At 72.7% G+C, this 24,889-nt stretch carries 16 protein-coding genes and 1 pseudogene; 9 read left to right on the forward strand and 8 right to left on the reverse strand.

Features of this window, described 5'->3' with window-relative positions; translation table 11 throughout:
- Positions 1-471: pseudogene (locus Aru02nite_RS27860) on the forward strand (hypothetical protein); the annotation flags it as partial.
- A gap of 21 nt (positions 472-492) precedes the next feature.
- On the opposite strand, the gene Aru02nite_RS27865 reads toward Aru02nite_RS27860, so the two are convergent.
- Positions 493-1,083, reverse strand: a complete 591-nt coding sequence (locus tag Aru02nite_RS27865) for a TetR/AcrR family transcriptional regulator (protein WP_203662628.1) — start codon at positions 1,081-1,083, stop codon at positions 493-495.
- 66 nt (positions 1,084-1,149) lie between these two features.
- On the opposite strand from Aru02nite_RS27865, the gene Aru02nite_RS27870 reads away from it, so the two are divergent.
- Genes Aru02nite_RS27870 through Aru02nite_RS27880 form a run of 3 tightly spaced genes read left to right on the forward strand, consistent with a single transcriptional unit; the run spans position 1,150 to position 4,416 of the window.
- Positions 1,150-2,634 (forward strand): flavin-containing monooxygenase, encoded by a 1,485-nt coding sequence (locus tag Aru02nite_RS27870; RefSeq protein ID WP_239076997.1) that lies wholly within the window; start codon positions 1,150-1,152, stop codon positions 2,632-2,634.
- On the forward strand, positions 2,631-3,545 hold the full coding sequence (locus Aru02nite_RS27875; RefSeq protein ID WP_203662631.1) for an alpha/beta fold hydrolase: 915 nt from the start codon (positions 2,631-2,633) through the stop codon (positions 3,543-3,545). The genes Aru02nite_RS27870 and Aru02nite_RS27875 overlap by 4 nt, the downstream gene beginning before the upstream one ends.
- The gene (locus tag Aru02nite_RS27880) at positions 3,526-4,416 is read left to right on the forward strand and encodes an SDR family oxidoreductase (protein ID WP_203662633.1); all 891 of its coding nucleotides are present in this window, start codon (positions 3,526-3,528) and stop codon (positions 4,414-4,416) included. Before Aru02nite_RS27875 ends, Aru02nite_RS27880 begins: the two co-directional genes overlap by 20 nt.
- A gap of 32 nt (positions 4,417-4,448) precedes the next feature.
- On the opposite strand, the gene Aru02nite_RS27885 is transcribed toward Aru02nite_RS27880, so the two are convergent.
- The 5 genes from Aru02nite_RS27885 to Aru02nite_RS27905 form a co-directional block, all read right to left on the reverse strand.
- Entirely contained in the window at positions 4,449-4,688 is a 240-nt protein-coding gene (locus tag Aru02nite_RS27885) for a hypothetical protein (RefSeq protein ID WP_203662636.1), read from the reverse strand.
- Positions 4,689-4,719: 31 nt separating this feature from the next.
- Entirely contained in the window at positions 4,720-8,649 is a 3,930-nt protein-coding gene (gene hrpA, locus Aru02nite_RS27890; protein ID WP_203662638.1) for an ATP-dependent RNA helicase HrpA, read from the reverse strand.
- A gap of 87 nt (positions 8,650-8,736) precedes the next feature.
- On the reverse strand, positions 8,737-9,684 hold the full coding sequence (locus tag Aru02nite_RS27895; protein ID WP_203662640.1) for a TAXI family TRAP transporter solute-binding subunit: 948 nt from the start codon (positions 9,682-9,684) through the stop codon (positions 8,737-8,739).
- Positions 9,681-11,096 (reverse strand): sensor histidine kinase, encoded by a 1,416-nt coding sequence (locus tag Aru02nite_RS27900; protein ID WP_203662643.1) that lies wholly within the window; start codon positions 11,094-11,096, stop codon positions 9,681-9,683. Before Aru02nite_RS27900 ends, Aru02nite_RS27895 begins: the two co-directional genes overlap by 4 nt.
- 12 nt (positions 11,097-11,108) lie before the next feature.
- Positions 11,109-11,777 (reverse strand): response regulator transcription factor, encoded by a 669-nt coding sequence (locus tag Aru02nite_RS27905; protein ID WP_203662645.1) that lies wholly within the window; start codon positions 11,775-11,777, stop codon positions 11,109-11,111.
- A gap of 226 nt (positions 11,778-12,003) precedes the next feature.
- On the opposite strand from Aru02nite_RS27905, the gene Aru02nite_RS27910 reads away from it, so the two are divergent.
- The 4 genes from Aru02nite_RS27910 (at position 12,004) to Aru02nite_RS27925 (ending at position 16,962) form a co-directional block, all read left to right on the forward strand.
- Complete coding sequence (locus tag Aru02nite_RS27910) at positions 12,004-12,738, forward strand: hypothetical protein (protein WP_203662647.1); 735 nt, start codon at positions 12,004-12,006, stop codon at positions 12,736-12,738.
- 166 nt (positions 12,739-12,904) lie between these two features.
- The gene (locus Aru02nite_RS27915; protein ID WP_203662649.1) at positions 12,905-14,695 is read left to right on the forward strand and encodes a bifunctional metallophosphatase/5'-nucleotidase; all 1,791 of its coding nucleotides are present in this window, start codon (positions 12,905-12,907) and stop codon (positions 14,693-14,695) included.
- A 60-nt stretch (positions 14,696-14,755) separates the two neighbouring features.
- Positions 14,756-15,529 (forward strand): LysE family translocator, encoded by a 774-nt coding sequence (locus Aru02nite_RS27920; RefSeq protein WP_203662651.1) that lies wholly within the window; start codon positions 14,756-14,758, stop codon positions 15,527-15,529.
- 77 nt (positions 15,530-15,606) lie between these two features.
- Positions 15,607-16,962, forward strand: a complete 1,356-nt coding sequence (locus Aru02nite_RS27925) for an ADP-ribosylglycohydrolase family protein (RefSeq protein ID WP_203662653.1) — start codon at positions 15,607-15,609, stop codon at positions 16,960-16,962.
- A 385-nt stretch (positions 16,963-17,347) separates the two neighbouring features.
- Here Aru02nite_RS27925 and pgi read toward each other — a convergent pair whose 3' ends face one another.
- Entirely contained in the window at positions 17,348-18,970 is a 1,623-nt protein-coding gene (pgi, locus tag Aru02nite_RS27930; RefSeq protein ID WP_203662655.1) for a glucose-6-phosphate isomerase, read from the reverse strand.
- A gap of 275 nt (positions 18,971-19,245) precedes the next feature.
- Between pgi and Aru02nite_RS27935 the strand changes: the two genes are divergently transcribed.
- Positions 19,246-22,314, forward strand: coding sequence for a protein kinase domain-containing protein (locus Aru02nite_RS27935; RefSeq protein WP_203662657.1), 3,069 nt, complete (start codon positions 19,246-19,248; stop codon positions 22,312-22,314).
- 37 nt (positions 22,315-22,351) lie between these two features.
- On the opposite strand, the gene Aru02nite_RS27940 is transcribed toward Aru02nite_RS27935, so the two are convergent.
- Positions 22,352-24,697 (reverse strand): fibronectin type III domain-containing protein, encoded by a 2,346-nt coding sequence (locus Aru02nite_RS27940; protein ID WP_203662659.1) that lies wholly within the window; start codon positions 24,695-24,697, stop codon positions 22,352-22,354.
- Between the last annotated feature and the right edge of the window lie 192 nt (positions 24,698-24,889).

Raw genomic sequence — 24,889 nt, forward strand, 5'->3', positions numbered from 1 at the left:
GCCGCGGTGGTTCGGTTGCAGCGCAACATCGAGGGCGCGTTCGACACCGGGCGGCTGCACATCACGCTGGAGATCAGCCGCGACTCCGGGAAGTACCTACCGGGCGACGAACCCGCGTACGGCACCGACATCGGCCCGCGCTGCTGGGGCCAGCCGAACCACCCGCCCGTGCCTGCGCCGGAGGCACCGGTGCACGACGGGTACGACCGGAGCAAGGACCACGGCGGGGTCACGATGGGCCTGCCGCAGGTGCCGATCCTGCAGGAGCCCGACATCCCGCCGGGTCCGGCGGCCGGGCAGGGCGGCGGCACCGGCTCCGTCGACATGGGCTACGCCGGTACGGCCGAGGAACGTGAACTGGTCGACCCGCTCGTGGCCGCGGCGACCGGCGACCAGGTGACCCGGCTGGGCGACATCACGGATCTGTTGTGGGGGCCCATCCTGCGCGGCGCGACGGTCAGCGTGCACTGAGAACCGTTGCGCCGCAAGCGATCAGGGCGGGTCGAGGACCGCCCGGTAGAACGCGGTTTCCACGAACGTGATGAGCCGGTCCCGGTCGACCGGCCCGTCCGGCGACCACGAGATGATCGCCTCCTCGGTGAGCGCCAGCCAGGATCGCACGGCGATCGGCAGCAGCGGGTCGCCGGGCGTACCGCCGAGGTCGGCGATGCCGTCCATGATCCGGTCGACCAGCGCGCCCCGGGTACGGTCGAAGATCTCGCGCATCGCCTCGTCGCCGCTGGCCGCACCGCGTACCAGGGAGAGGTAGAGGCCGCGGCGGGCCGACACGTACGCCACGGAGTCCTCGATGGACTGTCGCAACTGGACGGACGGCGGCCGGCTGCGGTCCGGCTCGGTATGGGTGAGCAGGCCCGCGGCGGCGGCCTCGACGACCGCGAGCTGGAACCGCCGCTTGGAGCCGAAGTAGTGGAACAGCAGCGATCGCGAGATGCCGGCCTCGGCGGCGATCTCGTCCAGGCTCAGGTCGTAGAGGCTGTCGCGGGACAGGGCCCGGACGCCGATCTCCACGAGCTGCGACCGGCGGGCGTCCGGGTCGAGTCTGGTACGGCGCTGTGCGGTCACGGTCCCCCCTTGACGTGTCACTGTACCGGGCCTAGCTTATTGACTATTCGTCAATAGCGGAAAGCGATGGCCATCATGGACGAACACCACGACGTGCTGATCGTCGGCGCGGGCTTCGCCGGTCTCGGCGCCGCGATCCGGCTCCGCCTCGCCGGACGCACCGACTTCGCGATCCTGGAGCGCGCCGACGAGATCGGCGGCACTTGGCGCGACAACTCCTACCCCGGCGCCGCCTGCGACGTACCGTCGCATCTGTACTCGCTGTCCTTCGCGCCCAACCCGGACTGGTCCCGGTCGTTCTCCGGGCAGCCCGAGATCCAGCGGTACCTGCTGGACTGCGTGCGGCGCTTCGAGCTGGCGCCGCACCTGCGCCTCGGGCACGAGCTGGAGTCGGCCGAGTGGGACAACGCGGCGGCGCGGTGGCGGGTGCGCACCGGGCGCGGCACGTTCACCGGACGGGTGCTCGTGATCGGCACGGGACCGCTCAGCGAGCCGGCGACGCCACCGATCGACGGCCTGGATTCCTTTGCCGGTACGGTGTTCCACTCGTCGCGCTGGCGGCACGACCACGACCTGGCCGGCGCGCGCGTCGCGGTCGTCGGCACCGGCGCCTCGGCGATCCAGTTCGTACCAAGGATCGCCGGCACCGTACGGCGGCTGACGGTGTTCCAGCGGACGGCACCGTGGATCATCCCGCGGATGGACCGGGGCATCACGCCGGTCGAGCACTGGCTCTACCGGAACGTACCGGGGGCCCGGCTGCTGGCGCGCGCCGGCATCTACACCGGGCGGGAGGTGTCGGCGGTCGGGTTCACGATGCGGCCCGCGCTGCTCGGCGTGATGGCCCGCATCGCCCGCTCGCACCTGCACAAGCAGGTGTCGGATCCGGTGCTGCGCAAGGAACTCCGGCCCGACTACACCATCGGCTGCAAGCGCGTCCTGATCTCCAACGACTACTATCCGGCGCTCGCCCGGACCAACACCCGGCTGGAGACGGCGCCGATCGAGCGCGTCGAACCGGACGCGGTGCGTACCGTGGACGGGCGGCGGCACGAGGTCGACACGATCATCCTCGGCACCGGTTTCACCGCCACCCGGCCGCCGATCGCGCGGCGGCTCACCGGGCGCGACGGGCTGCTCCTCGCGGACGCCTGGCGCGACGGCATGGCCGCGTACCGCGGAACCACCGTTGCGGGCTTCCCCAACATGTTCATGCTGATCGGCCCGAACACCGGGCTCGGCCACAACTCGATGATCCACGTCATCGAGTCGCAGCTGAACTACCTGCTCGACGCACTGTCCAAGATGGACACGTACCGGGTGGCCGCGGTCGAGGTGGAGGCCGGCACGCAGGACGCGTACAACGACGAGGTGCAGGCGCGGCTCGGGCCGACCGTGTGGAACACCGGCGGCTGCCGCAGCTGGTACCTGGACGACACGGGGCGCAACACGACGCTGTGGCCGTCGTTCACCTGGCGGTTCCGGGCACTGACCCGGCACTTCGACCCGCACGGGTACCGGTTGACGCCGCGTACGGAGGTGCCGGCGTGACCGGCCCCGCGACCACGACGACGGTGCCCGCCGCGGACGGTACTCCGCTGGCGGTGCGCACGGTCGGCCCCACCGACGCCGACCGTACTTTGGTGCTCGCGCACGGCTGGGCGCTCACCTCCGCCTACTGGAATCCCGTGGTACGACGGGTGGCCCGGGCCGTACCCGGGCTCCGCGTCGTCGCGTACGACCAGCGGCACCACGGCGGGTCGGGCCGGGGCCGCAGCGCGCTGTCGGTCGACCTGCTCGGCACCGACCTGGCCCGCGTACTGGCGGAAACCGCGCCGCGCGGCCGGATCCTGCTCGGCGGGCACTCGATGGGCGGGATGACGCTGCTGGCCTTCGCCGCGGCGTACCCGGAGGTGGTCGAGTCCAGAGTGGACGGTGTGGCGCTGGTGTCGACCTCGGCGGGCGACCTGGCCAGGGACACCCCGGGACTGCTGCGCGCGTTGCGCGGGCGGCTCGGACGCACCATCCTGCGCTGTCCGTCCCTTGTGGATGGTGCGCGCCGGCTGCTGCCGCCGTCCGTACCGGCACACCGGGATCGTATGGCGCGCCTGCTGTTCGGGCACACCACGGCACCCGAGGTGGTACGGGCCGGCGCCGCCGCGATCCACCACTGTCCGATTCGGACGATCGTCGAGTTCGTCCCGGCGCTGGACGCGCACGACAAGCGGACGGCGCTGGCGCCGCTGGCGGGCGTACCGGTGCGGGTGCTGGTCGGGACCGAGGACCGGCTCACGCCGCCGCGGCACGCCCGGTTCCTCGCCGAGCACATCCCCGGCGCCGACCTGACCGTACTGCCCGGGCGTGGGCACATGCTCGCCCTGGAGGATCCGGAAACCGTTGCCAGTACGCTGATCGCGCTCGCCGCGCGGGAAGGTGGCAAGGATGCGTCGCTCCCTGCGTGACACCGTCGTGTTCGTGACCGGGCCGGCCCGCGGCATCGGCGAGCGCGTCGCCCGGCTCGCCGCCGCCCGTGGCGCCCGGCTCGCCCTCGCCGGCCTGGAACCGGACCGGCTGCGCGCCCTCGCCGCCGACCTCGGCGACGGACACGCCTGGTACGAGTGCGATGTGACGGACCAGGCGTCGGTGGACGACGCGGTCGCCGGCGCGGTGCGTGACCTCGGCGGCATCGACACCGTGGTCGCCAACGCCGGCATCGCCAACAACGGCACAGTCGCGGTCAACCCGCCCGACGCGCTCGCCCGCACGATCGACGTGAACCTCACCGGCGTCGTCCGTACGGTCTCGGCGACGCTGCCACATGTGGTGTCCCGCAAGGGATACGTGCTGCTCGTCTCGTCCGCCGCGGCCTTCACCGTACTCCCCGGCATGGCCGCGTACTGCGCGTCGAAGGCCGGCGTCGAGCAGTTCGGCAACGCGCTGCGGCTGGAGGTCGCGCACCACGGCGTACGGGTCGGCACCGCGCACCCGGTCTGGGTCGACACCGACCTGGTCCGCGACCAGCAGCAGGACCTGTCGGTGTTCCGCGAGTCGATCCGCCACCTGCCGTGGCCGCTGTCGTCGACGGTACCGGTGGAGCGGTGCGCGGCGCTGCTCGTGGACGGCATCGAACACCGCCGCCGCCGGGTGTACGTGCCGCGCAGCCTCGCCGCAGTGCAGGCCGTGCGTACCGTGCTCACCGGCCCGATCGCGGGTGCCGTACTCGCCCGCAAGGCGCGGACCCTGGTGCCCCGCCTGGAGGACGAGGTGCGCGCGCTGGGCCACGCGTTCGGCCGGCACAGCGCCGCCATCCCGTCCGGCACCGACCCGCGCTGACCGTCACCGGCGCCGGGCGATACGGTCGACGATCAGGCGGGCGGGCCGTCCTCGGGGCGGCCACCGGTCTCCGGGCGCGGCGCCATCCGCTCGTCCTGCGCCTCGATCACGAACCGGTACTCCCGCGCGTTCGGATGCCAGATCTCCTCGGCGGGGCCCACGACCGCACCGCCGACACCGCGGCGGCGCACCCATCCCGCCATCCGCCACAGGACGACCAGGACCGGGCCGAACACCGCGACCACGGCCAGCAGCATCACCAGATCGCGCATCCCGCCACGATAGCCGCCGCGGGCACCGGTGTCACAGTTCGTCGAGGGCGCGTTCGATCCGCCGGTCCGAGATCGGGTACGGCGTGCCCAGGCCCTGCGCGAAGTAGCTGACCCGCAGCTCCTCCAGCATCCAGCGGATCGCCGTCAGCCGGTCCGACGGCCCGTGGCTCGCCACCGCGTCCGTGTACTCCCGGGTCAGCTCGCCGACCCGCTGCATGGCCTGCCGGTCCTTGTTCGGGTTGGCGGGGAGCCGGTCGAGCCGCTTGTCGATCGCCGTCAGGTACCGCGGGAGGTCGGCGAGGCGCTGCCAGCCGGTCTCCGTGACGAAGCCGGGGTGTACGAGCCCGGCGAGCTGCGCCTTGATGTCGGAGTACGCGGGGAGCAGGAGGACGTTGCCGGTGTTGCCGACCCGGCCGAGGATCCGCCGGTGCGTGGCGAGGATCTTCTCCACCGCGGTGAGCGCCCCGAGTACGGTCGGGTTGAGGCCGGCACGGACCGCGTCGCGCAGGCGCCGGAATCCCGCCTCGTCCCACACGGCGCCGCCGTTCTCGGCCATCAGCTTGTCAGCGGCGCAGTCGGTACAGTCGGCGAGCAGTGCGGCGACGCTGCCGTGCGGGTTCGCCGACAGTGCCAGCTTCGAGGTGTTCGACAGGTTCGCCAGCACGTACTTCGCGGGCGAGCCGACGGTCAGCAGGATCAGCCGCCGCAGCCCGCGCCAGTGCTGTTCCTGTTGCGCCGCAGGCGATTCGGTCAGCCGCACGGACACCCGGTCCCCGTCGTCCGTCAGCGCCGGGTACGCCCGGACGTGCTGCCCGGCCACGGTCCGCTCGTACACGGCGGGCAGGGTGCCGATGGTCCAGTCGCGCAGGCCGGTGCGCTCGATGTCGGCGGCGGACGCGGACAGCGCCGAGCGGGCCTGGTCGGCCAGCTTCTCCTTCAGCGAGGCCAGATCCTTGCCCTCGGCCAGCTCGTGGCCCTCGGTGTCCACCACCCGGTAGTTCGGCCGGAGGTGGTCGGGCAGGGTGTCGAGCTGCCACGCGTCGCGCGGTACGGACACGCCGAGCATCGACCGCAGCCCACGCTCCACAGTGGACAGAAGCGGGCCGTCGTCCGGCGAGATCCGCGCCAACAGCGCCCGCGCGGTGTCCGGTACCGGCACCAGGTTGCGGCGGATCTGCTTCGGCAGCGACTTCAGCAGCGCGGTGAGCAGCTCCTCGCGCAGGCCCGGCACCTGCCACTCCAGCTCCTCGGCGCGTACCTGGCCGAGCACCGCCAGCGGCACCCGTACCGTCACGCCGTCGTCCGGCGCACCCGGCTCGAACTCGTACGACAGGTCGAGGCGCAAACCGTTGTGCGACCAGACATCCGGGTACGCGGCGGCGCTGACCTCGCCGGCGTTGTCGTTGACGAGCATCGCCGCGGTGAACGTCAGCAGCTCCGGCCGCTCCCGCCGGGTCTTCTTCCACCACGCGTCGAAGTGCCGGCCGGACACCACGTCGGCGGGGACGCGCTCGTCGTAGAACGCGTACAGCGTCTCGTCGTCGACCAGGATGTCGCGCCGCCGGGCCCGGCTCTCCAGACCCTCCACTTCGGACAGCAACGCCCGGTTCGCGGCGAAGAACTCGTGGTGCGTCTCCCAGTCGCCCTCGACCAGCGCGTGCCGGATGAACAGGTCCCGGGACACCTCCGGGTCGATCCGGCCGTAGTTCACCTTGCGGCGCGGCACGATCGGCACCCCGTACAGCGTGACCTTCTCGTACGCGACGACCGCGGCCTGGTTCTTCTCCCAGTGCGGCTCCGAGTACGTGCGCTTGACCAGGTGCCCGGCCAGACGCTCCACAGTGGACGGATCGATCGCCGCGACCACCCGCCCCCACAGCCGGGACGTCTCGACCAGCTCCGCGGCCATCACCCACTGCGGCTGCTTCTTCGACAGCGCCGAGCCCGGGAAGATCGAGAACTTCGCACCCCGCGCCCCCAGGTACTCCACCGGGCCGCGCGCGTCCTTGCGCTTGCGTTCGGTGTCCTTGACGCCGATGTGGCTCAACAGCCCGGACAGCAACGCCTGGTGTACCCGGTCGGACGGCGCGTCCAGGGTGTTGCGCGCGATCCCCATGCCCTGCACGACCTGTTTCAGCTGGCCGTGCAGGTCCTGCCACTCCCGCACCCGCAGGTAGTTCAGGTACTCCGCGCGGCACAGCTTCCGGAACTGGTTGCCCGACAGCTCCTTCTGCTTCTCCCGCACGTACTTCCACAGGTTCAGGTAGGACAGGAAGTCGGACTCCTTGTCCACGAACCGGGCGTGCGACTGCGACGCCTGCTGCTGCGCGTCGCTCGGCCGCTCCCGCGGGTCCTGAATGGACAGTGCCGCCGCGACCACCATCACCTCGCGCACCGCGTCGGTACGCTCCGCCTCCAGTACCATCCGGGCCAGCCGCGGGTCGATCGGCAGCTGCGACAGCTTGCGCCCCAACGCCGTCAGCCGCTGCTCCTTCCCGGCGATCGCGCCCAGCTCCTCCAGCAACTGCACGCCCGCGCGTACCTGCCGGTGGTCCGGCGGGTCGAGGAACGGGAAGTCGTCGATGTCGCCGAGCTGCGCGGCGGCCATCGCCAGGATCACCGACGCCAGGTTCGTCCGCAGGATCTCCGGATCGGTGAACTCCGGCCGGCCGAGGAAGTCCTCCTCGTCGTACAGCCGGATGCAGATGCCGTCCGCGGTACGCCCGCAGCGGCCCTTCCGCTGGTTCGCCGACGCCTGCGAGATCGCCTCGATCGGCAGCCGCTGCACCTTCAACCGGTGGCTGTACCGGGAGATGCGCGCCGTGCCCGGATCGATCACGTACCGGATGCCGGGGACGGTCAGGGACGTCTCCGCGACGTTCGTCGCCAGGACGATCCGGCGACCACCGTGCCGCTGGAACACGCGGTGCTGCTCCGCCGCGGAGAGCCGCGCGTACAGGGGAAGGATCTCGGTGTGCCGCAGCTCCCGCTTGCCGAGCGCGTCGGCGGTGTCCCGGATCTCCCGCTCGCCGGACAGGAACACCAGGATGTCGCCCGGCCCCTCGGCCATCAGCTCGTCCACCGCGTCGCTGATCGCCTGCACCTGGTCGCGGTCCCGGTCGGTGCCGCCGCGCTCCACCGCGCCGGCGTCCGCCTCCTCCACCAGCGGCCGGTAGCGCACCTCCACCGGGTACGTCCGGCCGGAGACCTCGACGACCGGCGCCGTGTCCCCTGGCTTCCCCCCGACCGGGGCGAAGTGCTCCGCGAACCGCTGCGTCTCGATGGTGGCCGAGGTGATGACCACCTTGAGGTCCGGCCGGCTCGGCAGCAGCCGCTTCAGGTACCCGAGGAGGAAGTCGATGTTGAGGCTGCGCTCGTGCGCCTCGTCGATGATGATCGTGTCGTACCGCCGGAGCATGCGGTCGCGCTGGATCTCGGCGAGCAGGATGCCGTCGGTCATCAGCTTCACCAGCGTGCGCGGCCCGACCTGGTCGGTGAACCGCACCTGGTAGCCGACCGCGTTGCCCAGCGGTACGTCCAGCTCCTCGGCGATGCGCTCGGCCACCGTACGCGCGGCGATCCGGCGCGGCTGGGTGTGCCCGATCTGGCCGTGGATGCCGCGGCCCAGTTCGAGACAGATCTTCGGGATCTGGGTGGTCTTGCCCGACCCGGTCTCGCCCGCGACGATCACGACCTGGTGGTCCCGGATCGCGGCGGCGATGTCCTCGCGGTGCGCGCTGACCGGCAGCTCCGCCGGGTACGTGATCGTCGGCACCGCCGCGCGCCGGTCCGCGACCCGCCGCTCGGCCGCCGCGACCTCGCCCGCCAGCTTCGCCAGCCCGGTACCGCCGCGCGCGGAGTCCAGCCGACGCGCCAGCCGCCGCCGGTCGACGAGCATCAGATCGCCCAGACGGGACTTCAGGTCGGAAAGGGACGGCGGGGAGGCGGGCGGCGTGTCCATATCGCCGCCAAGCATAGGCATCCGCCGACGGCGCCCGCCCCGGGATTTCCGCCACCCCGCCGCAGCAGGGCGGCGGAACGCGCCGGCTCAGGCGCGCTTCTGCTCGCGGTAGTAGCGCTCGGCGCCGGGATGCAGCGGCACCGGGTACGTGTCGATCGCGGAGCGCGGGTCGAGCTGCCGGCCCTCCGGGTGCGCGCGGGCGAGCCGCGGTTTGGCGACGAACAGCAGCCGGGTGAGCTGGTACGCGGACTCGGCGCCGATGGTGTGCGGTACGGCCAGGATGTTCGGGATCGACACCGTGGTCACCGACGACAGGCCGTACGCGTTGGTCGGGATCCAGCCCGAGGCGTACACCTCGCCGTACTGGCTGCGCATGGTGTCGAGGTACTGGCCGAGGTCGAGCAGGCGTACCGGGGAGTCGCCGTCGGTGACGAACTTGGCGATGGCCGGCGTGGGCAGCCCGCCGGAGAAGAAGAACGCGTCGACGACGCCGGCCCGCAGCGCGGCGATCGAGTCGTGCAGGTCGAGCCGGTGCCGTTCGAACCCGCGCAGGGTGATGCCGGCGGCGGCGAGCATCCGGGTCGCGACGATCTCCGTGCCGGAGCCGGGCGCGCCGGTGGACACCGGTCGCCCGGCCAGCCCGTCCAGGTCCTTCATCTGGCTCTCCGCGCGGACCACCAGGTGCACGTAGTCGGAGTAGAGCCCGGCGAGGGCGCGCAGCGGGTACTTGGCGTCGAACGGTCCGCGCCCGGACTGCGCCTCGTCCGCCACGTCGACCGTACTGAAGGCGAGCCGGGCCCGGCCGTCGCGGAGCCGTTCCTGGTTGTCGGCGGATCCGCTGGTGACGAGCGGATCGGAGCGCCACCGGGTGCGGAGGGTGACCGACAGCGCACGGCCGAGCGGCCAGTACACCCCGCCGTCCTCGCCGGCGGACAGCGGCAGCGGCGGCCGCGGCACCTCCTCCTCGGTACAGCCGGGCAGCAGTGCGGCGGCGCCCGCGGCGACGAGCCCGCCCAGCAGTCGGCGCCGCTTCACCCCGCCACCTCCGCGTACTGCTCGTCGTACGGGGCGGGGTCGGGTGGCCGGGCGGCGAGCCGTACCCGGGCGTCGACTCCGGTGGGGAACGCGTGGCGGAGTTCGAGCTGGCCGCCGGACGCCGTGACGAGGGCGTCGGCGATGGCGAGGCCGAGCCCGGCGCCGGCCTGGTTACGGTCGGAATGCCGGCGCCAGAACGGTTTCACCGCGCTCGCGAGCTGGTCGTCGGTCATGCCCGGGCCGTCGTCGGTGACGTGCACGTCCACCCACGCCCGGCCGGTACGTACCGCTATGTCCACTGTGGACCCTCGTCCGCCGTTCTTGATCGCGTTGTGCACCAGGGCGTCGATCACCTGGTCGAGCGTCTCGGACGCGGCGCGTACCGGGGCGGTGTCGACGCCGGAACGGGTCAGCGTCACGCCCTCCGCCTCCGCGACCGGCTGCCAGGACGCGACCCGCGCGTCGGCGATCGCGCCGGCGTCCAGGTCGACCAGCTCCGCCTGCTCGGCCCCGGTCCGCACGAACGTCAGCAGCGACTCGAAGATCGCGGCGAGCCGGTCCACCTCCTCCAGGACGAGCCGGTGGTCCTCCGCCGCCTCGACCGGTACCGCGTCGCCCAGGTTCTCCACCCGCAGCCGTACGGTCGCGAGCGGCGTCCGCAACTGGTGGCTGGCGTACGAGATGAAGCCGCGCTGGCGTTCGATCAGGGTGGCGAGCCGGTCCGCCATGGTGTTGAACGACGTGGCGAACCGGCGTAACTCGGGCGGACCCGTGTCGTCGTGTACACGTTCGGTCAGCTCGCCGCGACTGATCGCGTGCGTGACCTCGTCGAGTTCGTTGAGCGGGCGGGCCAGCCAGCGGGTGATCGGCACCGCGAGCGCCGCGCCGATCGCCAGGATCACCAGGCCGATCGCGGCGAGGACCGCCAGCTGCTGGGCGATCGTGGCGCGCAGGCTGCCGGTCGGCGACACCGTCACCACGACGCCGGTGATCATGCCGGAGTTGCCGATCGGCTCCGCGACCACCATCGGCGCGTCCTGCCACGGCCACACCACGCCGCTGGCCTGCGCCCGGGTACCGGACAGCGCCGCCTGGAACGCGCCGCGCACGCCCTCGGAGAACGGGTCGATGCCGCCGCGCGAGGCGAGCCGGATCGTGCCGTCCGGCAACACGATCGCGACACCCACCCCGTACAGCCGGTCGTACTCGGTCATCTCGGTCTGGAGCACCGACGTGTACCGGCTGGGCAGCGCCTGCTCGGCGATCGAGGCGAACCGGGTCGTGTCGTTGACCCGGTCGATGAACACGCTCTGCGTCTCCCGCTGCGCGATCGCCACCGACAGCGGCACCAGGAACGCCACGAGCGCCACACCCAGCAGCGACAGGTACGCGATGAGCAACCGGCGCCGCATCAGGCCCTCCCGCTACGAGACATGCCCGGCGCCCTCCGGGTCGAACCGGTAGCCGACGCCGTGCACCGCCTCGATCCGGCCGGCGGCCGAGATCTTCGAGCGCAGCGAGCCGATGTGCACCTCCAGGGTCCGCGCGGCGCCCGGCCAGGTGGCCCGCCACACCTCCATGATCAACCGGTGCCGCGGGACGACCGCACCCGCCTCCCGCGCCAACACCACGAGCAGCTCGTACTCCTTGGGGCGCAACGCGACCGGGGCGTCGGCGACCGACACCTGCCGCGCGTCCAGGTCGATGCGCAGCGCGCCGACCGCGACCGGGCCGGCGGGCCGCGGCCGGTGCCGGCGCAGCACCGCCTCGATCCGCGCGGTCAGCTCCGCCATGCTGAACGGCTTGACCAGGTAGTCGTCCGCACCGGTACGCAGGCCGAGTACGCGGTCGCGTTCCTCGCCGCGCGCGGTCAGCACGATCACCGCCACGTCGGAACGGCCCTGCAACTGTTTGCAGACCGCGAGCCCGTCCATGTCCGGCAGGCCGAGATCCAGCAGTACGAGATCGCAGGGCGGCGCGGCGAGCGCCTCGGCACCCGTCCCGACATGTGTCACCCCGTAGCCACGTCGTCGCAGTGCGACGCACAACGCGTCGGCCAGTCGCACGTCGTCTTCGACCACGAGGATTTCCACATCACGCTCCGTACTCGATCACCGGTGCTGCACGTGGGCTGCTCAATGTTTGCTCAACGATCGTCCCCGAGGCGCGCCCAGCAGTCCAGATACACCTATGGTCACGATCAATCGGAGTGCGCGGACCCGGCGGTTCCGGGCCCGAAGGCTCCCGCAGGGGTGCCGACAGGGATGGCGCCGACAACCCATCCCGGCCGGACCTCTCCAGCCGACCGAGGAGGACACCATGCTTCCAGATCTGGCGGCGTTGCGCCGACGACTGTCGGCCGGTCCCATCGACGCCCGTACCGCGCTGGCCGAGGCCGCCGTGCTCTACCGCGCGGTGACACCCCCCAGCGGCGGCCGTGAGCCGCGCGGCTCCGCCATCGGCGTACTGGCCGAGCCCGAGACGCTGACCTCGTTCGACACCGCCGACGCGGCCCACCGCTTCGCCGGCGCCGTACGGCAGGGCACCGGGGTCGCCGCCCGCGTCGACAGCCGCGTACTCGGCATCCGGCACCGGCACGAGATGCACTTCGTCCTCGCCGCGCCCGAGAACCACACCGCCGTACTCGGCGCCCTGTCCGGCGGGTGGCGCGGCGCGACCGCGGCCGTCAGCATGGCACCGGTCGGCCTCGGTACGCCCGCGAGCCGGCGCGCCCCCGCCACCGCCGCCGCGATCTGGCGCGGCCTGCTGCTCACCACCACCCCGGTCCGCAACGCCGCCGGGCTGCGGCTGCGGATCCGCGACACCGACCTGCTGGCCCTCGCCGTACGGTCCGCGCAGACGCTCGGTGTCGTCACCCGCGCCCGCGCCACCTCCGGCCTCGGCATCCTCTGCGTCGAGGAGCAGGAGTCGGTGAACCGGCTGCTGGAACGCCTGCTGCCGCGCATCCCCGGCCAGCGTCGCGGCGCCACCACCCGACCCGCCGGTACGACCCGGCCCCTCGCGCCCGGCCGTCGGCTCACCGCCGTACGCTGAGCGCCCCCTCGTCCCCTCCCCATCGCTGCCGGCGTCGCCGCACGGGTAGGCACCCCCCGCCCACACCCGTCCGGCGGCGCCGGCAGTGTCGCGTCCACGGCGCGCACCCGCCGGAGGTCCGAGGCGATACCCTGTGCGGTTCGCCTGTCGACCTCGGGAGGGACACATGAGACAGGTTCTGGCGGCGGTGGCCGCGAGCGCGTGCGTGGTGGGCGTGCTCGCCGGCGGTACGACGGCGGCGAGTGCCGCGCCGCGCGACGTGCACCTCACCGTGCTCGGTACGACCGACGTGCACGGGCACGTGCTCAACTGGGACTACTTCAAGAACGCGCCGTACTCCGACGCGAAGGGCAACAGCGTCGGGCTGGCGCAGGTGTCCACAGTGGTCAATCAGGTACGCGCGGAGCGCGGCGCCGGCTCGACCCTGTTGGTGGACAACGGCGACGTCATCCAGGGCACCCCGCTCGACTCGTACTACGCGACGGTCGACCCGATCACGAAGACCGGCGCGACGCACCCGATGTCCGCCGCGATGAACGCGATGCACTACGACGCGGGCGCGGTCGGCAACCACGAGTTCAACTTCGGCGTGGACTACCTGCGGGCGTACCAGAAGCAGCTCGGGTTTCCGTTGCTGGCGGGCAACGTCACCGACCACCGGACCGGCGCGCCCGCGTTCGAGCCGTACGTGATCCGGACGATGCACCCGAAGGGCGCGCCGCCGGTGAAGGTCGGCCTGCTCGGGTTGACCACGCCCGGCAGCGCCATCTGGGACAAGGACAAGGTGTCCGGCCGGCTCGACTTCACCGGTGTCGTCGAGGGCGCGAAGAAGTGGGTGCCGCGGGTCCGCGCGGCCGGCGCCGACGTGGTGATCGTGCTCGCGCACTCCGGCATCGACACCTCCTCCTCGTACGGGGACGCGTTGCCGTGGCCGGAGAACGCGTCGAAGCAGATCGCCGAGGAGGTACCGGGGATCGACGCGATCCTCGCCGGCCACACGCACCTGAACAACGCCGAGGTGGTCGCCACCAACAAGCAGACCGGCAAGCGGGTCGTCATCTCGCAGCCCGGCCTGTGGGGCGAGCGGGTGTCCCGCTTCGACCTGACCCTGACCCGCAGCCACGGCCGGTACTCGGTGTCCACAGTGGACTCGTCGCTGCTGGACCCGGCGAAGGCCGCGCCGGACCCGGCGGTCGTCGCGGCCACGAAGACCCAGCACGCCGCCACCATCTCGTACGTCAACTCGGTGATCGGGTCGTCCACCGGGGACATGCCGGCCGGGCCGTGCCGCTACTCCGACTGCGCCGCACTGCATTTCATCAACCAGGTACAGACCGAGACGGTGCACGCCGCGCTCGCCGGCGGCCCCGACGCCGACGTGCCGGTACTCTCGATCGCGGCACCGTTCAACCGGGACGGCGGAGTGCACTCCGGTGACGTCACCGTGCGGGACATCGCCGGGCTGTACGAGTACGACAACACGCTGCTGGGCGTCGAGCTGACCGGCGCGCAGCTCAAGCCGTACCTGGAGAAGTCGGCGGAGTACTACCGGCAGGTGTCCGGGACGGGACCGTACGCCGCGGACGACATCACCAACGCGCCGACCACCGACTCCCCCAACGGCACCCCGGACTACCTGTACGACGTGATGTCCGGCGTGACGTACGACGTGGACATCGCCAAGCCGGCCGGCCAGCGCATCGAGAACCTTGCGTACCAAGGGAAGCCGGTCGCCGACGACGCGAAGTTCGTGCTCGCCGTCAACAACTACCGGCAGTCCGGCGGGGGCAACTTCCCCGGCGTGACGACCGCGCCGGTGGTGTACAACGCGCAGGTGGAGATCCGGCAGTCGCTGATCGACTGGGTGCAGGCCAAGGGCACCATCGACCCGGCGCAGTTCCCCGCGACCGACTGGCGACTCGTCGCCGACGGCCAGCCGGTCCAGGTCACCGGTTGACGCGCGCCGGCCCCCGGTCGGCACCACGACCGGGGGCCGGATCCGCGATAGGGTCGGCGGATGGGGCATCTGCTGCCGTTCCTCGGGTTGTGCGTGCTGATCACCGTTACCCCCGGCCTGGACACCGCGGTCGTCGTACGCGGGGTGCTGCGCGGCGGCCGCGACGCTGGCCTGCGTACGGCGGTGGGCTGTGCCGCGGGGCTGTTCGTACACGCCACGCTCGTCGCGGTCGGGCTGGCCGAACTGTTGCTGCGCAGCGCGACCGCGTTCGAGGTGGTGAAGGTGACGGGCGCGGCGCTGCTCGTCGTACTGGGCGGCCGCTCCCTCTGGTCCGCCCTACGACCGTCCACATCGGACACACTCGCGCCGCCGGCGACGACCGGAGCGGAGGCCGGGACGTCCGGGCGACCGGCGGCACTCGGGACGGCCGCGACGCCTCCCGGGGCGGACCCGCGTACCGGGGCGTCCGTGGGGCCCGGGATGGCCGTGGCCGCAACGGATTCCGCCGGTTCGGACACCGGATCGGGTCGGGTGCGCGGCGGGACGCCGTTCCTGCAGGGGTTGCTGTGCAACCTGACCAACCCGAAGGCGACGCTGTTCTTCGTCGCCAGCCTGCCGCAGTTCGTGCCGGCGGACCGGCCGGCGGTCGCGGTTCCGACCGCGCTGGGACTGGCCTGCATCGCCGTCCTGTTCAGCCTCACCGGCCTGAGCGCGGTCGCGCTCGCGGTGCACCGGGTCCGCCACCTGCTGCGGTCCCGCCGGGTCCGCCGGATCCAGGACGCCCTGCTCGGTACGACGCTGGTCGCGCTCGGCGTCCGCGTCGCGACCGAGTGACCGCCGCGGGCGCCGGCCGGGCACAGCGCCGTACCGCCGGGCGTCCGCGGGCACACCACACCACCGAGGGGACCGCCATGCCGCACGACGCGACACACCTGGCCGACCTGCTGGACGCCGAACTGGACCAGGCCGCGGAGACCGGCCACGACGTGACCGCCGTCCGCGCCCGGTACGCGGCGCTCGGTGCCACGCCCGCCGCCGCCGACCTGGCCGTACTGCTGGACGAGCTGGCCGGGGCGGACCACCTCGGGCCGGGCGCCGACCGGTACGAGGAGCCGTCGGCGCTGGCCGCGATCACCGCCGGCTGGCCCGGCGACGACGACACACCCGCGCCGCTCGACGACCGGTACGACGAGGCGGTGCGCGGGGCGTGGCTGGGCCGGATCGCCGGAAACATGCTGGGCAAGCCGATCGAGGAGGGCGACCACTGGACCCGCGACCGGATCCGGTCGTTCCTGGAACTGTCCGGCGCGTACCCGCTGACGGACTACGTGCCGGTGCCCGACCCGGTGCCGGCCGGATATGTGCTGCGCGACAACTGGACGGAGACCACGCGCGGGCGGGTGGACGGCAGCTCGCGGGACGACGACGTCGACTACACGATCCTCGGGCTGCACCTGCTGGAGCTGCACGGCGCCGGTCTGCGGCCCGACCACGTCGCCGCCGGCTGGCTGCATCTCCTGCCGTACCACCAGACCTACACCGCGGAACGCGTCGCGTACCGGAACCTGGTCGACGGGCTGGCCGCGCCGGACACGGCGACGGTGCGCAACCCGTACCGGGAGTGGATCGGTGCGCTGATCCGCGCGGACGTCTTCGGCTACGTGTACCCGGGCGAGCCGGCCGCGGCGGCGCGGCTGGCGTACCAGGACGCGGCGCTGTCCCATGTGGCGAACGGGATCTACGGCGAGATGTGGGCGGCGGCGTTGGTGTCGCTGGCGTTCGTGGAGCCCGATCCGGCCGAGCTGCTGCGCCGTTCCCTGCGGTACGTGCCGGCGCGGTCCCGGCTCGCGGAGACGCTCGCCGCGGTGCTCGCGTCGTACCGGCGGGGGGCGGGTTGGGAGGAGGCGATGGCCGAACTGGACGCGACCACCGGGCACTACTCGTGGGTGCACACGGTCAACAACGCCGGCGTACTCGCGGCGGGCCTGCTGTGGGGCGGCGGCGACTTCACCCGGACCGTGGCGCTGACCGTACAGGGCGGGCTGGACACCGACTCGAACGGCGCGACCGCGGGCTCGGTCGCCGGCATCCTGACCGGCGCGGCCGGCATCCCTCCACAGTGGACGGAACCGCTGCGCGACCGGGTACGCAGCGCGCTGTTCGGCTTCGACGGCGTACGGATCAGCGACCTGGCCGCGCGCACCGCCGCGCTCGCCCGCCGCCTGCGTACCCGATCGGCGGATGCACCGGTGTCGACCGGTTCGTGACTGTTCCGGCAGCGATCGGCGCCGATGGCCCGACCGCTGCCGGTACCGGCGGCGGCGCGCCCACCGTACCCTCGGGTACGGTGTCGACCGGGCCCGGGATCCCTTGTGTCCCAGCGGTTCCGGTGTTTCGGAAGGATCCGGCGGGAGTTGCCGAAAACGACGCCGATAGATGGCTACATCGAGTAGCGTCTTGCTTACCGACGGCGATACGGCCGCCGGAACACACCTCTCAGGGAGCCATCATGATCGCAATCTTCTCGCACGGGTTCGCGTTCTTCCTCCGCTCCTGGTGGCTGTGACCGGCCACCGGTGACAGACGCCGAAGGGCGCCCGGTATCCAACCGGGCGCCCTCGGCACGTCCACATCGGACTGTCCGATGTGGACTCAGCGGCCGCGCTGCTCCCGGTACCGGGCGATCAGGGTCGCGGTCGACGGGTCCGCCTCGCCGGGCTCGCCGTGCAGCAGCGGGGTCAGCTGCTTGGCCATCTCCTTGCCCAGCTCGACGCCCCACTGGTCGAACGAGTCGATACCCCACACCGTGCCCTCGGTGAACACGATGTGCTCGTACAGCGCGACGAGCTGACCGAGCGTCGCCGGGGTCAGCTTCGGTACCAGGATCGACGTCGTCGGGTGGTTGCCCGGCATCACCTTGTGCGGCACCACGTCCGCCGCCACACCCTGCGCCTCGATCTCCTCCGCCGTACGCCCGAACGCGAGCGCCGAGGTCTGCGCGAAGAAGTTCGCCATGAACGCGTCGTGCATGTCGCCCAGGTCGTAGTTCGGCTCGCTGAAGCCGATGAAGTCGGCCGGGACGGTCTTCGTACCCTGGTGGATCAGCTGGTAGAACGCGTGCTGCCCGTTCGTGCCCGGCTCACCCCAGAACACCTCGCCGGTCTGGTACGACACGGGCTGCCCGTCCCGCGTCACCGACTTGCCGTTCGACTCCATCGTCAACTGCTGCAGGTACGCCGGGAACCGGTGCAGCAGCTGGGAGTACGGCAGGACGGCGTGGGTCTGCGCGCCGAGGAAGTTGTTGTACCAGACGTTGAGCAGGCCGAGCAGCGCCGGCACGTTGCTCTCCAGCCGCGCGGTGCGGAAGTGCTCGTCGACGGCGTGGAACCCGGCCAGCATCTCGCGGAACCCGTCCGGGCCGATCGCGAGCATCAGCGACAGCCCGACCGCCGAGTCGTACGAGTAGCGACCGCCGACCCAGTCCCAGAAGCCGAACATGTTCGCCGGGTCGATGCCGAAGTCGCGCACCCGCTGCTCGTTGGTACTGACCGCGACGAAGTGCTTCGCCACCGCCGCGTCGTCACCGCCCAGCCCGGCCAGCAGCCAGGTACGCGCCTCGGTCGCGTTCGTCAGCGTCTCCAGCGTGGAGAACGTCTTCGACACGATCACGAACATCGTCGTCGCCGGGTCCAGGTCGGCGAGCGTCACCGACAGGTCGGTCGGGTCGATGTTCGACACGTACCGGCACTCGATGCCCGCGTCCCGGTACGGCGCGAGCGCCTCGTACGCCATGACGGGGCCGAGGTCGGAGCCGCCGATGCCGATGTTCACCACCGTACGGATCCGCTGGCCGGTGTGGCCCACCCACTCGCCCGACCGTACCCGCTCGGCGAACGCGGCCATCTGGTCCAGCACCGCGTGCACGTCCCGCACCACGTCCTGGCCGTCCACGACGAGGCTCGCGTCCCGCGGCAGCCGCAGCGCGGTGTGCAGCACGGCGCGGTCCTCGGAGGTGTTGATGTGCTCACCGCGGAACATCGCCTGGATCCGGTCCCCCAGCGCCACCCGCCCGGCCAGCGCCACCAGCAACCGGACCGTCTCGTCGGTGACGAGGTTCTTGCTGTAGTCCACGTACAGATCGGCGGCCTGCGCCGTCATCCGCGTCACGCGCTCCGGGTCCGCCGCGAACTCGTCCCGCAGGTGGATCGTCCGGATCTTCTCGGCGTGCGCGGCCAGCGCCGCCCACTCCTCGGTCGTGGTGATGTCAGCACTCACTGTTCGCTCCAACGCTCGGCGCGTGTTGTCGTCGGTGGTGCCTCGCGGCCACGCCCAGGGTCACCGCGGCGGCCCCCGTCACGCCCCGCTCAGCGCATTCTCACCGGTCCGATCATGCCTCATCGCTGATCGGAGGCCGAACCGAACCGCGGCCAGGGCGGTGCGTGCGGAACCGTACCGCGGGGCAGAATGGGGACACACCACCCGCACGAACCGCAGGCCGTCGAGGCAACGCCGGACGGCGGCGCGCGGACCGGAAGCACCCGGAGCGGCCCATGAGCATGCTTTCCGACCTCGGCCACGACGTACCGCCCGAGGTGCCCGGGTACTCCGCGCTCCGCCTCATCAGCCGCGGCTCCACCGCCCGGGTGTACCGCGCGGTGCAGGACGGGCCCGGCCGTACGGTCGCGCTCAAGGTCCTCCGCCTCGACGACGTGCTCACCACCGTCACCCACGTCGAGCGCGAACTCGCCACCATGGTCGAACTGTCCGCCCAACCGCACATCGTCAGCGTCATCGACACCGGCAGCACCACCGGCGGCGAGCCGTACCTGGCGATGGAGTACTGCGAGGACGGGTCGTACGCGGGGATCCTGCACCGGCACGGGCCGGTCGCCGTCGACGAGGTCGTCGACCTCGGCATCAAGGTCGGCGAGGCGCTCGCGGCCGCACACGCCGCCGGCATCGTCCACCGCGACGTCAAACCGCAGAACGTGCTGCGCTCCCGGTTCGGCCCCGCACTCACCGACTTCGGCATCTCCCGCGGCGTACGCGAGGAGATGAGCAGCCTGACGCTCATCAAGATGAGCCCCTACCACGCGTCCCCCGAGGCGCTGCGCCGCGAACCGCAGTGCCCCCGCTCCGACATCTACGGCCTCGGCTCCACCATGTGGACACTCCTCGCCGGCTGGCCGCCGCTCGCCCCACCCGGCCAACCCAGACCCGACGTCTTCGAGTACCGCAACGCCGTGCTCGGCCGCCCCGCCCCGCCGGTACCCCGCGGCGACGTCCCGCACTGGCTCCAGGACGTACTCGCCCGCGCGCTCGCCACCGACCCCGCCCACCGGTACGCGGGCGGCACCGAACTCGCCGCCGCGCTGCAACGCGGCTGGTCGCAGTGGCTCGGCGAGCCCTGGGTACCGCCCACCATCTACCTCCCCCTCGGCCCCGCCACGGTGTCGGGTACCGCGACACCTGCCGGCCCGGATGTCGATCCGGTACCGGCCGCCGGGGACGCGTCGTCGGCACCCGGTACTGCGGCGTCGGCCTCGGGAGATGCGTCGTCGGCCCCGGGGGATGCGGCGTCGGTCGCGGGCGACCGCGCGGAACCGTGTGCGGTGCCGGATTCGGTACCGGCCACGCCTTTCCTCGCGCCCGCGCGACCCGCACCCGCGTCTCTCGCGTCCACGCCAGCCGTACCCACGCAACCCGCGCCGGCCGCGGTCGCCGGCCACGGGGCCGACACGGCGCCGGCCGTCGACGGGGGATCCCCGCTGCACGGCGGATTCGCCGGCGATGTGACAACACCCGCGACCGCCCCATCGGGTACGAGCGCCATCGGAGGCGCTCCGCCTGCAACGGGCACCGGCCCCTCCGACGGCGGGGTGCTCGCCGCGGGCGCCGCACCGGGCGGGCGTGCGGTCGCCGTACCGGAAGCCGGATCCGCCCAACAGTACGGTTCCGGCACGGAAACATCGGCGGTCACCGCGGCCTCGGCCGCCACATGCGGCAGTACGGGCACCAGCGCTGCGGGGAACGCCACGGACTCCGCAGGCCCCACGAACGCTCCAGACTCCACTGAATCCACTGACCCCGCGGACGCCACTGACTCCACAGCCGCCGTGAACGCTCCGTACGCCACGGGCGCACCGGGCGCCGAGGGCACCACCGACGCGACGCGCACCACGGACGCCAGGGACGCCACTGGCTCCGCGGACGCCCCGGACGCCGTGGATGGCCGGGACGCCGCGCACGTAGCGCACGCCGGAAGCGGCTACGACGTCCCCGCGGATCCGGCCGACGACATGCTGGGCGCGGGCGGAACGGCGGGCTCGGGGGACATGCCGTCGGCCGGGTTCCTGCGATGGGCGGATTCGGCTCCACCAACGGGATCCCGGCCGTGGCACGACTCCGCGCTACCGACCATGTCGCGCCCCTGGATGGAGGCGGCACCCCCGGTCGCGCCGTGGGCCGACGCCGCACCGCCGGCCGACGCGACGAGTACGACGGGGACCGGCACGCCGGGATCCGCACCACTGCCCGCGAACGTGACCGGAAACGATGCGGTGGACGCCGCGCCGCCGGCCGAGACCGGTGCAGTGAACGCCCCGCCGCCGACCGGGAACGGTGCAGTGAACGCCCCGCCGCCGGCCGGCAACGGTGCGGCCGACTCCGCATCGCTGCCTGGGAACGGTGCGGCCGACTCCGCATGGCTGCCCGGGAACGGTGCGGCCGACTCCGCATCGCTGCCCGGGAACGGTGCTGCCGGCCCCATGCCGCTCAGCAGAAACGGTGCCGTGGACGCCGCGGAACCGACCGGACGCGGTACGACGGCGTCGCGTGCCGGGGCCGGTGCGACGACACGCGGTGAACCGGGGCAGCCAGGGACTGCGACGCCCGCCGAGTACGCGACGGCCGAGACGCACCGCGGCGCCGGCGGTCGTGGTGCCGCGTACGACCCGGCGGATTCCCTTGTACCGCAGGGCAAGTCGGCATCATCCGGCGGGACCGGGACGGCCGCGGAGCGCGACGGTGACCGCGCGGCGGGGAGTACGGGTGCGGCACGGTCGAAGTGGGCGCGGCCGGTGGAGCCGATCGTGGTGTTCACGGGCCCGGCGGGGCCGGCGGCGCCCCCGGGCGGGCAGCAGGCGCGGCGTCGGGCACGGCGCCCGGAGTCGGTCGCCGCGCCGGCGCCGGCCCCGGTACGGTTCGCGCCGCGTGCGACGCGTCGGCGTACCTGGGCGGCGTTGGCGGCGGCCGCCGTGGTGGGGGTCGCGCTGGGAACGGGTGTGGTGGCGGTGACGCGGTTGTCGGCGGCGGACCCGCCGGCGCCGGGCCGTACGGCGGCGCCGACAGCGGGCCCGCGCGCGGCCACGGACGTACGGTTGACGGACCGCGGGGCGTACGTGGTGCTGAGCTGGACCGACCACAGTGGAGGGTCGGCGGACTACGTGATCCTGGGCCGGGCGAACGGGGGCACGAAGACCCGGATGGCGCGGCCGGGTCGGCAGACGTCGCAACGGATCGACGGCCTGGCCCCCGGCACGAACTACTGCTTCACCGTGGTGGGGCTGGTCGCGGGCGCGGACCCGTTGAGCAGCGCGCCGGCGTGCACCACCCGGTAGCCGGAGCGTCCACATCGGACGGTGCGATGTGGACTCCTCACGGTTCGGTACGGGCGGTGCCGGTCCAGGACTTGCTGCCGCCCGCGGTGTCCGTGACCGTCGCCGTGATGTCGTACTGCGTGTCCGCGGTCAGCGTGGTGAACGTGTGGGTGTAGGTGCCGGCGCCCCGGTTGCCGCCCTCGAAGCAGTCCCATGTCCAGTGCGCCTGCGCCAGCGTGACCGCGCACGTCTTCAGTCCGGTACCGGCCAGCGACACGGTGAGCGTGACCGTGTCCGACGTGGTCGAGTCGACGCTGACGTCCATCGCCAGCGCCGGCCCGGACGACGGCATGGTGACCGTCTTCGACGTCTTCTGCCCGTCGCCCACCGAGTTCCGCGCCCACACCGTCACCGTGTACGTCGCGCCCGGCGTGAGCGTGTCGTACGTCTTGGTGCGGGTGGTGCCGGTGGAGTCGGTGCCGTGGTCGGTCTTGTCGATCAGGTACGTGACCGGGGTGCGGCCGTTGCCCGGCGCGGCGCCCCAGCTGACCGTGATGCTGTTGGCGTTGTTGACCTGTACGTCGAGCGACGACACCGCGCCGGGCGCGTCGTAGGGCGTGACCGCGTTGCTGGGGGTGGACGGTCCGCTCGCCGCGTCGGATCCGTTGCGTGCCACCACGGTGAACGTGTACGACCGGCCGGCGGTGAGGTTGGTCAGGTCGCCGTCCGGCGAGTCGAACACGCCGACGACGGTGCCGCCGGAGCGCACCACGTAACTCGTCGCGCCGCGTACGGCGGACCAGACGACGTGCACGGTGCCGGCGGCCGGCGTGGACGCGACGACCCCGACGGGCGCGGCCAGTACGGTGCCGGACGGGGTGACGGGTTCGGACAGCGCGTCCGGGCTGCGACCGTACCGGTTGAGCGCGGTGAGGCGGAAGGTGTAGCTGGTTCCGTTGCGCAGCCCGGTGATCCGGGTGCCGGTGGCGGCGCCGGCCAGGGTGCGGTGCCCGCCGCCCCACGACAGCCGGTACGACGTGACCGGCGCGCCGTTGTCCACCGGCGTACGCCAGGACAGGTCGACGCGGGCGTCCCCGGCGACCGCGGTGACCGGTACCGGCGGGCCGGGCGGGCCGGTCGCGCGGGTGGTGTCCGGCCGGTTGCCGCGCCCGGCGTCGGCGTCGCCGTGCCCGCGCCCGTGCCCGGACGGGGCGGCGGTCTCCGACTGTCCCGGAGCGGCGATCAGCGCCGGCGGCCCCGAGTCCCCCGGCCGGCTCGTCTGGTACTTGGTGATCACCCGGGTGACTCCGTTCGCGTCGACGACCCGCGCCACCGACGAGTCCGGCGCGTTGATCATCAGGTGGTCGCCGTGCACCTCCAGCTCCAGCGGCCCGGTCGCGCCGGCCAACCCGAGCGTCGCGGTACGCCGACCCGTCCGGTCGAACACGTACACGACGTGGTGGCTGGTGCAGGGGACGTAGATGCGGCCGGCGAACGGGACCGCCGTGCCGAGGTCCATCCCGGTCGGCAGCGCGAACGCCGACGGTCGGGCGCCCCGGTCGGTGGACACCGCGACGACCCGGTCCGGCGGCGTCGCGGTCACCGCGACCAGCGACCCGACCGTACGGTCCGGGACGCTCGCCTTCGCCAGCCCCACCGGCGACCGCACCGTACGGGTGGCGGTCGGGTCGACGAGCGCGAAGCGCCCCGCGGTACGGTCGACCGCCAGCGCGCCGTGGTCGAGGACGGTGAGGCGCAGGTCGTGGCCGGGCGGGGCGACGGTCACCGTACGGTCGACGGTGGCGACGTGCACCGGGAAACGCAGCCGTACGACGGTGCCCGCCGCCGGCACCCCCACCCACAGCCCGCCGTCCGCGTCGAACGCGCCGCCCACGATCCGCCCGGCCAACTGCACCCGCCGGTCCCGGCCGCGCAGGGTACCGGGATCGATGCCGTGCACGGTGCCGGCGTCGTGGTCGACGATCGCGGCCTGGTCACCGGACAGCGCGAGCGTCAGGTCCCGGTCCTTGCCCACCGTCAACCAACTCGTGAACCCGAGCAGGGTCAGGTTCACCGACGAGATCCGGCCCGTGTCCAGGTCGTACAGCAGGAGGTAGCGGTCGTTCTGCACGACGCGGACCCGGTGGCCGCGGGAGTCGGTGACGGCCTGCGTGACATCCACCCGCGCGGCGCCCGCGTTGACCCGGCCGACCTCGGCCGGCCTGCTGCTCCACAACCAGACGTTGCCGGAGTCGATGTCCAGCGCCCGGCTCACCGCGCCGCTGCCCAGTACCGTCGCCACCAGGAACACGGTCGTCACGAGCACCGGCGCGGCGACCGGCAGGCCGCGGAACCGCCGTGGTACCAACCGGTGCAGCGTCACCGACACATCCGGCACCCGCATGGGTCACCCCTCACCGACGCCGACGATCCGGCACCGAACACCTGTGGCGGACCCGCCGATCATATTCGGGTACGGAACGCACCCCAAGTCCCGTTACAGCCCCGCAACGGCTTTGGACACCGTTGAGGTAACCGGAAGTACCGGAGGGGACGCGGGCGCGGGATCCGTTGCCCGCCGGCCGATCCCGCGACC

This window comes from Actinocatenispora rupis, assembly GCF_016861975.1.
In the GTDB taxonomy this organism is placed as follows: domain Bacteria; phylum Actinomycetota; class Actinomycetes; order Mycobacteriales; family Micromonosporaceae; genus Actinocatenispora; species Actinocatenispora rupis.

Bases quoted from the DNA above. Each gene is read 5' to 3' on its own strand.
- Aru02nite_RS27935 (WP_203662657.1), top strand. From the start codon at position 19,246: ATGAGCATGCTTTCCGACCTCGGCCACGACGTACCGCCCGAGGTGCCC.
- Aru02nite_RS27885 (WP_203662636.1), bottom strand. From the start codon at position 4,688: ATGCGCGATCTGGTGATGCTGCTGGCCGTGGTCGCGGTGTTCGGCCCG.
- Aru02nite_RS27870 (WP_239076997.1), top strand. From the start codon at position 1,150: ATGGCCATCATGGACGAACACCACGACGTGCTGATCGTCGGCGCGGGC.
- Aru02nite_RS27940 (WP_203662659.1), bottom strand. From the start codon at position 24,697: ATGCGGGTGCCGGATGTGTCGGTGACGCTGCACCGGTTGGTACCACGG.
- Aru02nite_RS27910 (WP_203662647.1), top strand. From the start codon at position 12,004: ATGCTTCCAGATCTGGCGGCGTTGCGCCGACGACTGTCGGCCGGTCCC.
- Aru02nite_RS27920 (WP_203662651.1), top strand. From the start codon at position 14,756: ATGGGGCATCTGCTGCCGTTCCTCGGGTTGTGCGTGCTGATCACCGTT.
- Aru02nite_RS27915 (WP_203662649.1), top strand. From the start codon at position 12,905: ATGAGACAGGTTCTGGCGGCGGTGGCCGCGAGCGCGTGCGTGGTGGGC.
- Aru02nite_RS27925 (WP_203662653.1), top strand. From the start codon at position 15,607: ATGCCGCACGACGCGACACACCTGGCCGACCTGCTGGACGCCGAACTG.
- Aru02nite_RS27900 (WP_203662643.1), bottom strand. From the start codon at position 11,096: ATGCGGCGCCGGTTGCTCATCGCGTACCTGTCGCTGCTGGGTGTGGCG.
- hrpA (WP_203662638.1), bottom strand. From the start codon at position 8,649: ATGGACACGCCGCCCGCCTCCCCGCCGTCCCTTTCCGACCTGAAGTCC.
- Aru02nite_RS27880 (WP_203662633.1), top strand. From the start codon at position 3,526: ATGCGTCGCTCCCTGCGTGACACCGTCGTGTTCGTGACCGGGCCGGCC.